This window comes from Paraburkholderia sp. Clong3 (genome assembly GCF_050436485.1).
GTDB lineage: Bacteria > Pseudomonadota > Gammaproteobacteria > Burkholderiales > Burkholderiaceae > Paraburkholderia > Paraburkholderia tuberum.
This window is the reverse complement of sequence record NZ_JBNDMH010000002.1, coordinates 1,776,879-1,790,227: the sequence shown is the minus strand read 5'-3', so window position 1 is coordinate 1,790,227 and position 13,349 is coordinate 1,776,879. Positions and strand designations below refer to the sequence as shown.

Genomic DNA, 13,349 nt, shown 5'->3' with positions numbered 1-13,349 from the left:
GCAGGTTGCAACGGCCGGCGCTTCGTCGCGTGTCCGCCACACATGATTGCTGCGCTGCATCCAATCATCCGAGGTTCGATCAATGCGGCGCATGCGCGCGTTTAAATCATACGAAAGAGCTCAGCGATGTTTCAAAATAGAAACATTTTTAGAACCTCCGATAAATCAGCATTTGGATATTAATTTGTGGTGCGGAGCGAATGCCACGGAAATGCCTAATGCCGCGGGGAATAAATTTACGCTTTGCGAATAAACTACCGAATTGCCCGGACATAATAGGGCGATAAGCAGTTCACAATTGAAACATTTTTGAACCGCGCAAGAAACGTACTCGGTAACGCGCAATGGCCGGGCTTCGCATTATCGGCAACTTTGTCCGAATGCGCGAGAGTGCCGTCCATCAAGGCTTTGCGGTAAGATCTCCTCAAGCTCTTCGTGCGGCTTGCATAGTTGCCCGGCCTGTCGCGCGCTCATATCAATTGCTCAATAACCGCTTTTCCTCAGACATGGGCTGTCGTGATGAGATTTGTTTTTCAAATTTACTATAGCGATCCATTCCGCTAACATCACGCTTAATCCTTTATGCGGCGTGAGTCTGCTTTTTCGCCGTAATAACGCATTCTCTCGTTCCGTCTGATGGCGGGGCAAATCGGGGTCCGCAACGTATGACCGTTTGGGGAAGATCATGCCGCACATGCACCTTGATACAACGAGAATTACGTGGCTACACACGCCCGCTTTGAACGTCCGTACTGCAGCGCGGCGAATCGGCATTCTGCTGTTCGACGGCTTCTGGCTGCTCGGCCCCGGTACCGTCGTGGAAATGTTCCAGACCGCCAATGAGTTCGCGGGCACGCGAGCGGGCGAAGATCCGCCCTACGAAGTGCAGTTCCTGTCGATGGACGGCGGCAATGTCGCCAGTTCGTCGTCGGCGCGCATCTGGACTGACCGCATCGACACGCGCTTTGGCGGCGGTTTCGACGCGCTGTTCATCGCTGGCGGCTACGGCGCCCACGTGGCCGCGCGCGACGAACGCCTGCTGAACTGGCTGCGCGCCGTGCAATCGCGCACACGCGCGATCGAAACGATCGGCGAGGGGCGCCTCGTGCTCGAAGCGGCCGGCCCGACCGAGCATGACGGCCTGATGAGCCGCTATCCGGGCGCGAGCGCCAGCGAAGGCGCGTTCAGCGCGGCCAACGACCGTCACGACTGCGCCCGCAGCGCGCTGATGTTCATCAAGCGCGACCTGGGCGCCGAGCTTGCGCGCAGCGTCGCCGATCGCGTGATGCCCGGCATGGCTGCGACGTGGGTGCCGCTGCCGGCCGAGGGCGGCACGCTGAGCGTCGCCGAAAAGATTCGCGCGGCCGCGCGCTGGATGGAGGCCAACTGCGACCGTCCGGTATCGGTCGCCGATGCCGCGCAGGTCGCCGCAATGAGCGAGCGCAATTTCCTGCGCCGTTTCAAGCACGAGATGCAGATCACGCCGTCGGACTACCTGCTGCAGGTGCGGCTGCGTATCGCGTGCAACTTCCTGACCGAGACCGAATTGCCGGTCGACAAGATCGCGCGTCGCAGCGGCACCGGCAACGGCGATCGTCTCGCGAAAATTTTCCGCAAGCGTATGGCTTTGTCGCCAACCGAGTATCGCGCTCGCAGCCGGGCGGCCACTGAGGCGTAGCATGTATCTTTAGCATGCGATAGGGCGCCCGCGTTGCGGGCGCGCCTCGTCTGTCGGACGCGGTCGCGAGAGCGGCCGTATGTTCGCTGGCCAGCCTTTTTACGAGCACAGTGGCGATGGGCAACAGGGTCATGGCGACGGCATTGCCGGAGGTGAAACTCATCGAGCCGGAAGTGTTCATCGACGAGTTCGGCTTCTGCTTCGAGAGTTTCAGCGCGGACGAGTTTTCGGACGACGTCGCGCAAGGTTTCAACTTCGTGCAGGACCGCCATCTGCGCGCCGTGCATGGCGTGCTGCGCGGCTTGCACTATCAGGTGCAGCGTCCCCAGGGGCGGCTGCTGCGCGTCGTGCGCGGCGAGATCTTCGACGTCTCGGTCGACGTGCGCCTGAACTCACCGAACTTCGGCAAATGGAGCGGCGAGTATCTGAGCGAAGCCAATCATCGGCAGATCTGGGTGCCGCCCGGTTTCGCGCACGGCTTCGTCGTGCTGTCCGATGTCGCCGAATGCATGTGGAAGACCACCGAGTACTGGTTCCCCGAGCTCGAGCGCTGCCTGCTGTGGTCCGATCCCGACATCGGCATCGAGTGGCCGATCGACTTTCAGCCCATCCTCGGCAGCAAGGATGCGGCGGGCCGTCGTCTGTACGAGGCCGAAAACATCTCGTGAACGACAGGGCCAACCCTACACGTCGGGCATCCAGTCAGTACGAGGTGCTCAACGTGAAGCGTCGCGCAAGCCATCCGCAATCCGTTCCGGTCCGCTATGTGGGTCGCGCGTTTGCGCCGCCCGGCGCGCAGGGGCTCAATTGCACGTGCGTGGATCAGACCATCGAGACGACCCGCGGCCGTGTGCTGCGCGGCGATTGCCATGTCGCGGTGTATGAAGGACACATCGTCGGCACGATGACGCTTTATGCTTCGGATGGCGAAGCATCGTGCGAGCTATACCGGCACGGCGATGTCGCGAGCCTGCGTCAGTTCGCGGTCGATCCCGCATGGCAGACGCGCGGCATCGGCACGTTACTGATCGCGTTCGCCGAACATTGGGCCGCGAGGCGTGGCTATGTGCAACTCGCACTCGATACGCCGCAACCGGCCACGCAGCAGATCGCGTTCCATGACGCCGCAGATCGCGTATGCGGCCTGAAGCGATGCCGCATACGCCTCCGGCATACGGAGAAAAGAAGCGGAAGGAAAGCAGAGTTGAAGCGCCCGATGCTTCGGCAACTATTGCAATATGCTGCGGCAAGTATTGCAACGGCGACAGCGGCCGCGCAATCCTCAACGCGGTACCCACGCAGCGTGGCCGGTTCGCATCGGGCGAGGCGTGAATTCACCGAACGCTGTATGCAGCCGTCAGCGTCGGATCACGCCCATCAGCAGGGTGACGAGGAAGATCACCAGGAAGATGAAGAACAACACCTTGGCGATTTCGGTTGCGCCCGCGGCAATGCCTCCAAAGCCGAACACTGCGGCGATGATGGCGATGATGAAGAAAATCACAGCGTATCGAAGCATGGTGCCTCCACCGGTGGATTGTTGAAATGACGTTTGAACGGCGCCCCGTTGCGTACGTCACGCGGCTTCACGGGTGAGATGCCGGCGAGCGGATTTCAGCAATAGATGTGCCATCGCTTGATTGCCGCCGACGTTCCAGCGATTCACGATCAGATAGCCGACGAGCGCCGCCCGCCAAGCGCAGCGGTCCGCCGCGCGCGGCGGCTGGCCCGTCGACGACATCGGCGGCCTCGCGCTGCGTCTGCCGGAGGTCGAGACGGGGCGCTATTTCGATGCCCGGGCGAAGGAGGCTTACCAGCAGTCGCTGCTGAAGTGTCCGGTGCTCGCGCGGCTGATGAACCTCGTGCCGCGCGACGAAGCCGATGCGCCCGCCGCGCGAGGCGAGCCGCAAGAATCGGCGCTGAAATAAGGCCCGCGTCGAACGCTCAACGCAATTGCGTGAACGCGAGCAGCAACACCATGCTGCCGATCGCGCCATCCAGCACGCGCCACGCGGTTGCGCGGCGAAACAGCGGCGCGAGCATGCGAGCGCCATAGCCGAGCGCGACGAACCACACCGCGCTGACCGTCATCGCGCCGAGCGCGAAGGCGACCCGCGCGCCTTCCGGCTCACGCGCGCCGGCCGTGCCGATCAACAGGAACGTGTCCAGATAGACGTGCGGATTGAGCCACGTGAACGCAAGCGTCATCAGGATGGTCGGCAGCGCGCGTTGCGCAGGCGGCGCCTGATCGCGGGACGCGCCGGCCGAGCCATCGAGCACCGCGTGTCCGGGCCGCACCGCGCGGCGCAGCGCGCTGATGCCGAACCAGGCGAGATACGCGAGCCCAACATAGAGCATCGCGTGCACGAAGCGCGGGAAACGCTCCATCAGCACCGCGGCGCCGCCGACGCCCGCGCCGATCAGAATGAAATCGGACAACGTGCACAACAGCACGATCTTGCCGACATGCGAGCGCATGATGCCCTGCCGCAGCACGAACGCGTTCTGCGCGCCGATCGTGACGATCAGCGACGCGCACAGCGCCGCGCCATGGGAAAAAGACAACCAGTTCATAAATGGTCCGGAAAAAGGAAAGCAGCGGGGATAGACGGGAAAATCCAACAGCGCTAGTCTGCGGGTTGGCATCTCATAAGAGAAGCTAATTTGCTTAATGCCGATTAAGGAACGCTAATGCTCGACTACGCCTTGCTCGACGCGCTGGCCGCCGTGGTCCGCCACGGCTCGTTCGACCGTGCCGCGAGCGAGCTCAATATCACGCCGTCCGCGGTGTCGCAGCGGGTCAAGCTGCTCGAGGAGCGCGTCGGCAGCGTGCTCGTGAAACGCGGGCAGCCGTGCGTCGCGACCACCTCGGGCGCGCTGCTATGCCGCCATACCGAACGCGTGCAACTGCTCGAAGCGGAGCTGAACGGCCGCCTGCCGGCACTGCCCGGCGCGCTCGTCGAGCAGTGGCCGGCACTGCGCGTCGCGGTCAACGACGACAGCGTCGGCACCTGGTTCATCGACGCGGTCGCGCCGTTCTGCGTCGAACGCGAAATGCTGCTCGACCTCGTGATCGAAGACCAGGACTACACCGCGCAGCGCATTCGCGACGGCAGCGTGCAGGGCGCGATCACGACGCAGGCCGAACCGGTGCAGGGCTGTCGCTCGACGCGCCTCGGCCGCATGCGATACCTGGCGGTGTGCTCGCCGGCGTTTTTCGCGCGCTATTTCGTCGACGGCGTCACGCGCGACAGCCTGCGGCGCACGCCGTGCGTCGACTTCAATCCGAAGGATCAGCTGCAAAAGCGCTTCATGCGGCGCATTACGCGCGCGGAACTCGATCCGCCGCTGCACTGGATTCCGCACGTCGCCGGTTTTTTGCGCGCGTGCGTGATGAGCCTCGGCTGGGGCATGTGTCCCGAGCGGATGATCGCCGGGCCTCTGCAGCGCGGCGAACTGGTCGAGATCGCGCCGGGCAAGCATATCGACGTCGATCTGTACTGGCAGAGCTGGCGTCTGTCGATCGGCTGGCTCGACGATTTCAGCGCGATGCTCAGAAAGCGGGCGGGCGAGTTTCTCGATTGACTACGCGGCGGTGCCGCATGCAGAAATGCGGCAGCTGCTATAGCAACAGCTCGATCGAATGAAACAGGCGGCGCTGTTCCGGGTCCTGCGAGCGCGCGCCTTCGTCGATCGTCTCGCGCAGGCAGTCGAGAAAGCAGGCGGCCGCCGGGCTCGTGGGCGCGCCACGCCGCGACGTGATGCTGATGACGGTTTCGTCCAGCGTTTCACGCAGCGGCAGCGCCCACAGGTTTTCCTTCGCGCGTATCGCCTCGACGAGCGGCCACGGAAAGATGCTGACCATGTCCGTGTGCGCGAGCAGGCCCAGCACGATCGCGAGCGAATGCGCGAGCACGATCGTGTGCGGCACCGGCATGCCGCGCTTGACGAACAGATTGTTCGACATCGACTCGCGGCTCGCCGGGTCCCAGTTCAGTATCCATTCCGCGTCTTGAAGGTCGAGCAGCGTGCGGCAGCCGGCCTTCGGATGCTCGCGCCGCGCGACCACCGCCGCATGCGTCGAAAAGAGCGGCGCGTTCTGAAACTCCGACTGCGGCGACGCGGGCGGCGGCCGACCGATCGAAAAATCGAGGCTGCCGTCGCGCAGACGCGGCTGCACGACCGCGAGCAGGCCTTCGAAAAATTCCAGTTGCACCTCCGGCATCCGCTCGCGAAAACGCCGCACGGCAGGCGGCAGAAAAGTCAGCGCGACCCACGGCGTGACGCCGATCGACAGCTTGCCGGCGGCGGCTCCGCGCAACGCCTCGATCTCGGCTTGCGCGCGCTGCAACTGGCCGAGCACGAGCCGCGCATGCACGACGAGCGCACGGCCGAACTCGGTGAACGCGACACCGCTCGCGCTGCGCACGACGAGCGGCGCGTGCAGATCGGCTTCGAGCTCGCGCATCGCCTTGGTCACGGCGGCCGGGGAAAGCCCCAGCGAGCGCGCGGCCGCCCGGATACTTCCGGTATCGGCGATCGCCGCCAAGGTATTGAGCTGATGCAGTTTCATTCGAATGAGATGCGTGAAAGGGGCAACCATGGGTTGGCACCCGCAACGATTTTACGCCTGCCGCCCGAATCTCGGCGCCGCTATGCTGGGTTCACGCTGACAGGGGCGCAACCAGTTGCATGGGATCGGACCAAGCGCTGAAGCGCCAGGTCCGATCGACAGGAGATGGTATGGACACGATGGTCATTCCGGCGGGCATCGCCGAAGTCGAACAGGAAATGATCGCGCTGCGACGCAGCATCCACGCGCATCCGGAGCTGGCCTACGAGGAGTTCGCAACCGGCGATCTGGTCGCCGACCGCCTGCGGGAGTGGGGCTACAGCGTCCATCGCGGCTTGGGGCAGACCGGCGTGGTCGGGCAACTGAAGCTCGGCCACGGCACCCGCCGGCTCGGCCTGCGCGCTGACATGGACGCGCTGCCGATCCACGAAACCACGGGCCTGCCGTACGCGAGCAAGCTGCCCGGCAAGATGCACGCATGCGGTCACGACGGCCATACGGCGATGCTGCTCGCCGCCGCCAGGCATCTGGCGCGCGAAAAAAGCTTCGACGGCACGCTGAATCTGATCTTCCAGCCGGCCGAGGAAGGGCTCGCCGGCGCGAAGAAAATGCTCGACGACGGCCTGTTCGAACAGTTTCCCTGCGACGCCGTGTTCGCGATGCACAACATGCCGGGCTTTCCTACGGCCAAGCTGGGCTTCATGCCGGGGTCGTTCATGGCGTCGTCGGATACGGTGATCATCAAGGTGATCGGCCGCGGCGGCCATGGCGCGGTGCCGCACAAGGCGGTCGATCCGGTCGTCGTGTGCGCGCAGATCGTGCTCGCGCTGCAGTCGATCGTGTCGCGCAACATCGCGCCGCTCGATATGTCGATCATCACGGTCGGCGCGATTCACGCGGGCGAAGCGCCGAACGTGATCCCCGAAACCGCCGAGATGCGCCTGTCGGTGCGCGCGCTGCGGCCCGAGGTGCGTGACCATCTGCAGCAGCGCATCACCGAGGTCGTGACCGGGCAGGCGGCCGTGTTCGGCGCGCGTGCCGAGGTCGACTATCAGCGCCGCTACCCGGTGCTCGTCAACGATGCGGCCATGACCGCGCTCGCGCGCCAGGTCGCGCTCGACTGGCTGGGCGTCGACGGGCTGATTCACGACATGCAACCGCTGACCGGCAGCGAGGACTTCGCGTTCCTGCTCGAACGCTGCGCGGGCAGCTATCTGATCATCGGCAATGGCGACGGCGAGGGCGGCTGCATGGTCCACAACCCCGGCTACGACTTCAACGACGCTTGCCTCGCGACCGGCGCGGCCTACTGGGTCAAGCTCGCGCAGACGTTCCTCGTTTGACGCGGCGGCGGCGCGCGAGCGCCTTGCCGTAGCAGCCACAAGATAATGACGGAGACACAGATGGACTATTCAGCCACACCGCGGTCCGCGAGCGCCAATGGGCTCGATGCGCTCGATGCGCTCGATGCGCAGCGCCTCGCCGATGAACCTCAAAAGCGCGTCGGCCACGCGAAGGCGATCGCCGCGATCACGCTCGGCAACGGCCTCGAGTTTTTCGACTTCACGATTTACAGCTTCTTCGCGACGATCATCGGCAAGCTGTATTTCCCGGTCGAAGGTCAGCTCGTGCAGCTGATGCTCGCGGTCGGCACGTTCGGCGTCGGCTTCATCATGCGGCCGGTGGGCGGCATCGTGCTGGGGGGCTACGCGGACCGCGCCGGACGCAAGGCCGCGATGAGCCTGACGCTGTGGCTGATGACGCTCGGTTCCGCGATCATCGCGTTCGCGCCGACCTATGCGGCGATCGGCGTCGCGGCGCCGCTGCTCGTGATTCTCGCGCGGCTGATCCAGGGTTTCGCGCTGGGCGGCGAGGTGGGCGCATCGACGGCGCTGCTGCTCGAATACGGCAGCGATCGCACGCGCGGCTTCTACGGCAGCTGGCAGTTCGTGAGCCAGGGGATGAACACGGTGGTGGGGTCGCTGCTCGGCGTTGCCCTGGCCGCGACGCTGTCGCCGGCCGCGCTCGAAAGCTGGGGCTGGCGCGTGCCGTTCTTGATCGGCATGGCGATGGGGCCGGTCGGCATCTATATCCGGCGGCATCTCGACGAGACGCTGCCGGGTGTTGAAGATGGCACGGCAGCGTCTGGCGGCGCTGTTGCGCAGGCTGCTTCGGATACCGTTGCGAAGCCCGCTGCGCAAGTTCCGTCGCTACCTGTGCGCGACCTGTTCCGCGACCACGCGCGCTCGATCACGACCGGCGTGCTGACGACGATCGGGGGCACCGCGGCGAACTACATCGTGCTGTTCTACCTGTCGACGTACGCGATCCGCATCCTGCATCTGCCGATGGCGACCGCGCTGTGGGCCGCGTGGACCGGTGCGGTGGTCACGGTGATCTGCTCGCCGTTCGCGGGCGCGCTGTCGGATCGGGTCGGCCGCAAGCGCGTGCTGTGGGTATCGCGCGTGCTGCTGATTCTCGCCGTCTACCCGGCCTTCATGACGATCAACGCGTCGCCGACGGTGCCGGTGCTGCTTGCGGTGGTCGCGGGCCTCGCGCTGCTCGTCACGTTCACCGCGGTGCCCAATATCGTGATGCTGCCCGAGCTGTTTCCGCGCGCGATCCGCGCGACCGGCATGTCGATCGTGTACTGCCTCGGCGTGTCGGTCTTCGGCGGCTTCGCGCAGTTTTTCGCGACCTGGCTGATCCAGATTTCGGGCAGCAATCTCGCGCCGGCGTGGTATCTGATCGGTTGCAGCGTCGTGTCGTTGCTGCCGTTGCCGTTCATGCGAGAGACCGCGGGTAGGGCGATCGATTGACGTGATGGCGATCGGGGTCCGCTGCAAAAAGAGGCGCGATCTTTTCGATCGCGCCTCTTTTGCCATTTGCCCTGCTTCACGCTGACTATCGGATCTTGATGACAACCTTACCCTTGGTACGTCCGGTTTCGACATAAGCCAAAGCCTCCTGGGTCGACTCAAACGGAAAGACCCGATCGATGACGGGTCGTATCGCTCGCGCGTCGATCAGTGCGGCAATCCGGCTGAGCTGTTCTGCGCTGGCCCGCATAAAGAGAAATGTATAGCTGACGTCATGACGTTTCGCGGCCTTTCTGATGCGATAACTCAGAAAGCGCATCAGCGTTTTCAGGAACCACGACGCACCGATCTCTTTCGCAAATTCGGCATCAGGCGGACCGGCGATCCCGATGAGTTTGCCACCCGGCTTGAGCACACGCAGCGACTTCTCGAGCGCATTGCCGCCTTGCGTATCCAGTACCAGGTCGTAGTCCTTCAGGATGGTCGCAAAGTCGTCTTTCCTGTAATCGATGACGATATCCGCGCCGAGTTGCTTCACCAGTTCGATATTCCGCGCGCTCGCTGTTGTCGCGACGGTCGCGCCCACATGCTTCGCCAGTTGAATGGCGAAGCTGCCGACACCGCCCGAGCCGGCATGTATCAGCACTTTCTGCCCTTTCTTCAATTGCCCTTTTTCGATCAGCGCCTGCCAGGCGGTCAATCCCACCAGCGGGATTGAAGCCGCTTCCTCCATCGTGAGCGCTGTCGGCTTGAGGGCCACGCCATCCTCTTTGACCGCAATGAATTCCGCGAAAGTGCCGATGTGATCCTTGTGCGGGCGCGCGTAGACCTCGTCGCCGGGATTGAATCGCCGCACGCGCGAGCCGACGCGCACGACAACCCCTGCCAGATCGTTGCCCAAAATCAGCGGCAAACGATAGGGCAAAATGAGCTTGAACTCTCCGTCTCTGATTTTGGCATCGAGCGGGTTCACGCCCGCGGCGTGGATCTGGATCAATACGTCGTCCTCGCACGGTTCTGGAACCGGCATATCGTCGGATCGTAAGCCATTCTTGCGTCCATATCGATCGACGACGAATGCTTGCATCATGGTTCCTTGTCAGTTGCTCGTTAAGTCTGGTTGTTTCGCTGGCAGTAGCACGGATGCAGAGCCTTTGAACAGGGAGGGGACAGTCACGTCGTCTACGTTGCCAGCCGCAGATCTTTGCGGATACCGGCGTCCACCAGTCCAGCGGGTGCAAATCTGCGCAGCAATCGCAGACGGGCGGCGAGTCCGCCAGCGGTATAGCGGAGTTTCGGACGAGCCGCGATGGCGGCCTGCAGTACGGTTTCGGCCACGACCTCGGGACCGTCGGCGCCCTCGACCACTTCCTTCACTCGCTTGTCCACGGCCGAGCGCACCTCGCGGTATTCGTCGAGAGGGGCGTCGGGCGCGATGAAGTTCGCGTCGAAAGGCGTCTTGATGTAGGCAGGTTCAATGACCGATACGCGGATGCCCAGCGTACGCAACTCATGGTCGAGCGACTCCGAATAACCTGCCACCGCGTGCTTGGTGGCGGAATACAGCGCCATATAGGGCATTGGTAGAAAACCGAGCACGGAACCGATGTTGATGATGCGGCCGCTGCGTTGTCGCCGCATATGAGGCACGACAGCACGCGTCATGCGGATGATCCCGAAGAAGTTCGTATCGAAGATCGTGCGTGCCTGGTCGATCGAACTCTCTTCCGCGGCGGCAGGGGCGACGCCGAAACCGGCATTGTTCACCAGCAGGTCGATGCGGCCCTGCAGGCGCAGCACTTCGCTGACGGCGGCTGCAACGGATGCATCGCTGGTCACATCGAGCGGCAGCATGTCGAACGACTGTTGGCCGGCTCGTTGGCCGCGCCGACTGGTGCCGTAGACCTTGTATCCGGCCTTCGCAAGCCGCTTTGCCGTGGCTTCGCCGATTCCTGACGAGGCGCCCGTCACGAGCGCTATTTTGGTTTGCATGATGTTCTTCCCAAGATGTCTTTGCGTGGTTGGTTGAGCGTTCGTTTCACTCGAATATGATGGCAGTCATATTTGTGGTCCAACGAAAACCGGCACAGGGCCGGCGTTTTTACGCATCAGTCGGTGCGAGTTTTTTCAATGCCGCTTCAAGAAAACTCTCCGATAGTTTGGGGTCGTCGACGGCACGCGCCATCACCATCGTGCCAACCATTGTGGCGACCATCAAAAGCGCCTGTTCGTGCCCGCCTGGCTGACCCCAATCGGGCAATTGGCGCGCAACGACATCGATCATCTCCTTGATGCGGCGGGTGGCCGCGCGCCGTACGGCCGGCGCCTGGCGCGGCATCTCCGAGCCGAGGGCAGAGATCGGGCAACCTGTCTCGATGCCCTCGCAATGCTCCTTCGACAGATAGGCGCGCATCATCGCCGGCAACGCCTGTTCCGGCGGCACGGACGCGGCGATACGCTCCGACAGCGCCACGGATTCAGCTCCGGCGCGGTCAGCGGCTTCGGCAAGCAGCACCTCGCGCGACGGGAAATGGGCATAGAAGCCGCCATGCGTCAGACCTGCCTCCTTCATGATGTCAGCCACGCCCGTGCCGTCGTAGCCGCTGCGCCGAATCGCGCGTGCGGCGACCTCGACGATGCGCTCGTGCGTGATTTCCTTGCGGCTGGCTGGCTTCCGGGTGATTGGTGGATTTTTCATGATGACCATCATATATCATTCCGGCGGGATTTGCAGGGGCCATCCAGAGACCGACGGTTCAGGCGGTAACCGCTAGAATTGCGGCTTTAGCCCGGAATACGCCAATGTCTTTTGCCTCGCTTGGCCTGATCGATCCCTTGCTGCGCAATGTGCAGGACCTCAATTACCAGACACCTACGCCGGTGCAGGCCAAGGCGATTCCTGCTGTGCTCAGTGGCAAGGACGTCATGGCTGCGGCACAGACCGGCACGGGCAAAACGGCGGGTTTTGCGCTGCCGCTGTTGCAACGGCTGGTGCAACAGGGCCCGGCGGTGTCCAGCAACCGCGCGCGTGTTCTGGTGCTGGTGCCCACGCGTGAACTGGCCGAACAGGTGCTGCAAAGCTTTATCGCTTACGGCAAAGGCCTCGACTTACGATTTCTGGCCGCCTACGGCGGTGTGAGCATCAACCCGCAGATGATGAAGTTGCGCAAAGGCGTGGACGTGCTCGTCGCCACGCCGGGCCGTTTGCTAGATCTCCATCGCCAGAACGCAGTGCAGTTTGATCAGGTACAAACGCTGGTGCTGGATGAAGCCGACCGCATGCTGGATCTGGGCTTTGCGCGCGAGCTCAACGCCGTCTTTGCTGCCTTGCCCGCTCAGCGCCAGACCCTGCTGTTCTCTGCCACGTTTACCGATGAGATCCGCGCCATGGCGGCGGGCATTCTGCGCGGCCCGGTCAATATCAGCGTCAGCCCGCCCAATGCCACGGCCAGTAAGATCAAGCAGTGGGTGGTGCCGGTGGATAAAAAGAACAAGCCCGACCTTTTCATGCACCTTGTGGCTGAGAACGACTGGCAGCACGCGCTGGTGTTCGTCAAAACCCGCAATGGCGTGGATTACCTGGCGGCCATGCTGGATGAAGCGGGCTATGCGGTCGAAACGATCCACGGCGACAAACCGCAACCCGCGCGCCTGCGTGCGCTGGAGCGCTTCAAGACGGGCGAAGTACATATGCTGGTAGCTACCGATGTGGCTGCGCGCGGGCTGGATATCGACGATCTGCCGCTGGTGATCAACGTTGATCTGCCGATCGTGGCGCAAGACTACGTGCACCGTATTGGCCGTACCGGCCGAGCGGGCGCCAGCGGCGTGGCGGTGTCCCTTGTGTGCGCCGATGAAGCCCCGCAACTGGCCGCGATTGAAGCGCTGATCCGGCAAACGCTGCCCCGTGAAGAAGAGCCGGGTTTTGAAGCCGAACACCGCGTGCCGCAAACTAGCGCGACGGGCCAGATCATCAAGAAACCCAAAAAGCCCAAGAAGCCCAAAGTGCCGCAAGCTGCGCCGGGCGCCATGCAGGTGCTCAGCAAAAAACCGCGCCCGCAAAGTGGCGAAAACAAACGCAAGCCTGCAGCGCAACGCGCTGTGGCCGCGGGTAAAGGCACAAGCTTGTCCAGCGGTAGCCCATTCAGCGTGCAAAAGCCACGCAGCAAACCCGCCAGCAAGCCAGCTGCGGGTTCACGTAAGCCGGCTGGCAAACCCGCTGGTGGTCGCGGCAAACGCCAACCCTGATCCGTGTGTGACGGCAACACACACGCCATTC

The 13,349-nt window shown here is 63.4% G+C and carries 13 protein-coding genes and 1 pseudogene; 7 read left to right on the top strand and 7 right to left on the bottom strand.

What is annotated here, in order from left to right; translation table 11 throughout:
• Nucleotides 1–685: 685 nt before the first annotated feature.
• From OKW30_RS12450 to OKW30_RS12440, 3 genes and pseudogenes are all read left to right on the top strand, one after another.
• The gene (locus OKW30_RS12450; RefSeq protein WP_184032677.1) at nucleotides 686–1,678 is read left to right on the top strand and encodes a GlxA family transcriptional regulator; all 993 of its coding nucleotides are present in this window, start codon (nucleotides 686–688) and stop codon (nucleotides 1,676–1,678) included.
• A 116-nt stretch (nucleotides 1,679–1,794) separates the two neighbouring features.
• Nucleotides 1,795–2,346 (top strand): dTDP-4-dehydrorhamnose 3,5-epimerase, encoded by a 552-nt coding sequence (rfbC, locus tag OKW30_RS12445; protein ID WP_184070130.1) that lies wholly within the window; start codon nucleotides 1,795–1,797, stop codon nucleotides 2,344–2,346.
• Nucleotides 2,238–2,786 (top strand): annotated as a pseudogene (locus tag OKW30_RS12440) (GNAT family N-acetyltransferase); the annotation flags it as partial. The gene rfbC and the pseudogene OKW30_RS12440, both read left to right, overlap by 109 nt.
• 249 nt (nucleotides 2,787–3,035) lie before the next feature.
• Here the strand turns inward: OKW30_RS12440 and OKW30_RS12435 are convergent.
• The 3 genes from OKW30_RS12435 to OKW30_RS12425 form a co-directional block, all read right to left on the bottom strand.
• Nucleotides 3,036–3,197 carry a DUF1328 domain-containing protein gene (locus tag OKW30_RS12435; protein ID WP_013089029.1) on the bottom strand — a complete coding sequence of 54 codons (162 nt, stop codon included), beginning with the start codon at nucleotides 3,195–3,197 and terminating at the stop codon, nucleotides 3,036–3,038.
• 57 nt (nucleotides 3,198–3,254) lie between these two features.
• A complete protein-coding gene (locus OKW30_RS12430) occupies nucleotides 3,255–3,419 on the bottom strand; it encodes a hypothetical protein (RefSeq protein WP_184062126.1) in 165 nt (54 codons plus the stop codon).
• A gap of 203 nt (nucleotides 3,420–3,622) precedes the next feature.
• Nucleotides 3,623–4,252 carry a LysE/ArgO family amino acid transporter gene (locus OKW30_RS12425; protein WP_184070126.1) on the bottom strand — a complete coding sequence of 210 codons (630 nt, stop codon included), beginning with the start codon at nucleotides 4,250–4,252 and terminating at the stop codon, nucleotides 3,623–3,625.
• Between the two features lie 117 nt (nucleotides 4,253–4,369).
• Between OKW30_RS12425 and OKW30_RS12420 the strand changes: the two genes are divergently transcribed.
• Entirely contained in the window at nucleotides 4,370–5,263 is an 894-nt protein-coding gene (locus OKW30_RS12420) for a LysR family transcriptional regulator ArgP (protein WP_429346822.1), read from the top strand.
• Between the two features lie 37 nt (nucleotides 5,264–5,300).
• Here the strand turns inward: OKW30_RS12420 and OKW30_RS12415 are convergent, their stop codons facing one another.
• The gene (locus OKW30_RS12415; RefSeq protein ID WP_184070122.1) at nucleotides 5,301–6,251 is read right to left on the bottom strand and encodes a LysR substrate-binding domain-containing protein; all 951 of its coding nucleotides are present in this window, start codon (nucleotides 6,249–6,251) and stop codon (nucleotides 5,301–5,303) included.
• A 170-nt stretch (nucleotides 6,252–6,421) separates the two neighbouring features.
• On the opposite strand from OKW30_RS12415, the gene OKW30_RS12410 reads away from it, so the two are divergent.
• Complete coding sequence (locus tag OKW30_RS12410) at nucleotides 6,422–7,594, top strand: M20 aminoacylase family protein (protein WP_429346821.1); 1,173 nt, start codon at nucleotides 6,422–6,424, stop codon at nucleotides 7,592–7,594.
• 60 nt (nucleotides 7,595–7,654) lie between these two features.
• Complete coding sequence (locus tag OKW30_RS12405) at nucleotides 7,655–9,070, top strand: MFS transporter (protein ID WP_429346820.1); 1,416 nt, start codon at nucleotides 7,655–7,657, stop codon at nucleotides 9,068–9,070.
• An 85-nt stretch (nucleotides 9,071–9,155) separates the two neighbouring features.
• Here OKW30_RS12405 and OKW30_RS12400 read toward each other — a convergent pair whose 3' ends face one another.
• The 3 genes from OKW30_RS12400 to OKW30_RS12390 form a co-directional block, all read right to left on the bottom strand.
• The gene (locus tag OKW30_RS12400; RefSeq protein WP_429346819.1) at nucleotides 9,156–10,157 is read right to left on the bottom strand and encodes an NADP-dependent oxidoreductase; all 1,002 of its coding nucleotides are present in this window, start codon (nucleotides 10,155–10,157) and stop codon (nucleotides 9,156–9,158) included.
• Nucleotides 10,158–10,252: 95 nt separating this feature from the next.
• The gene (locus OKW30_RS12395) at nucleotides 10,253–11,062 is read right to left on the bottom strand and encodes an oxidoreductase (protein WP_184032694.1); all 810 of its coding nucleotides are present in this window, start codon (nucleotides 11,060–11,062) and stop codon (nucleotides 10,253–10,255) included.
• A gap of 109 nt (nucleotides 11,063–11,171) precedes the next feature.
• On the bottom strand, nucleotides 11,172–11,780 hold the full coding sequence (locus OKW30_RS12390) for a TetR/AcrR family transcriptional regulator (protein WP_429346818.1): 609 nt from the start codon (nucleotides 11,778–11,780) through the stop codon (nucleotides 11,172–11,174).
• 92 nt (nucleotides 11,781–11,872) lie between these two features.
• Here OKW30_RS12390 and OKW30_RS12385 point away from each other — a divergent pair, with 92 nt between their 5' ends.
• On the top strand, nucleotides 11,873–13,318 hold the full coding sequence (locus OKW30_RS12385; protein ID WP_429346817.1) for a DEAD/DEAH box helicase: 1,446 nt from the start codon (nucleotides 11,873–11,875) through the stop codon (nucleotides 13,316–13,318).
• The last annotated feature ends 31 nt before the right edge of the window (nucleotides 13,319–13,349 follow it).

Excerpts from the sequence above, each read along its gene's own strand:
- OKW30_RS12450 (WP_184032677.1), top strand. The coding sequence starts at position 686 with ATGCCGCACATGCACCTTGATACAACGAGAATTACGTGGCTACACACG.
- rfbC (WP_184070130.1), top strand. The coding sequence starts at position 1,795 with ATGGGCAACAGGGTCATGGCGACGGCATTGCCGGAGGTGAAACTCATC.
- OKW30_RS12435 (WP_013089029.1), bottom strand. The coding sequence starts at position 3,197 with ATGCTTCGATACGCTGTGATTTTCTTCATCATCGCCATCATCGCCGCA.
- OKW30_RS12430 (WP_184062126.1), bottom strand. The coding sequence starts at position 3,419 with ATGTCGTCGACGGGCCAGCCGCCGCGCGCGGCGGACCGCTGCGCTTGG.
- OKW30_RS12425 (WP_184070126.1), bottom strand. The coding sequence starts at position 4,252 with ATGAACTGGTTGTCTTTTTCCCATGGCGCGGCGCTGTGCGCGTCGCTG.
- OKW30_RS12420 (WP_429346822.1), top strand. The coding sequence starts at position 4,370 with ATGCTCGACTACGCCTTGCTCGACGCGCTGGCCGCCGTGGTCCGCCAC.
- OKW30_RS12415 (WP_184070122.1), bottom strand. The coding sequence starts at position 6,251 with ATGAAACTGCATCAGCTCAATACCTTGGCGGCGATCGCCGATACCGGA.
- OKW30_RS12410 (WP_429346821.1), top strand. The coding sequence starts at position 6,422 with ATGGACACGATGGTCATTCCGGCGGGCATCGCCGAAGTCGAACAGGAA.
- OKW30_RS12405 (WP_429346820.1), top strand. The coding sequence starts at position 7,655 with ATGGACTATTCAGCCACACCGCGGTCCGCGAGCGCCAATGGGCTCGAT.
- OKW30_RS12400 (WP_429346819.1), bottom strand. The coding sequence starts at position 10,157 with ATGCAAGCATTCGTCGTCGATCGATATGGACGCAAGAATGGCTTACGA.
- OKW30_RS12395 (WP_184032694.1), bottom strand. The coding sequence starts at position 11,062 with ATGCAAACCAAAATAGCGCTCGTGACGGGCGCCTCGTCAGGAATCGGC.
- OKW30_RS12390 (WP_429346818.1), bottom strand. The coding sequence starts at position 11,780 with ATGATGGTCATCATGAAAAATCCACCAATCACCCGGAAGCCAGCCAGC.
- OKW30_RS12385 (WP_429346817.1), top strand. The coding sequence starts at position 11,873 with ATGTCTTTTGCCTCGCTTGGCCTGATCGATCCCTTGCTGCGCAATGTG.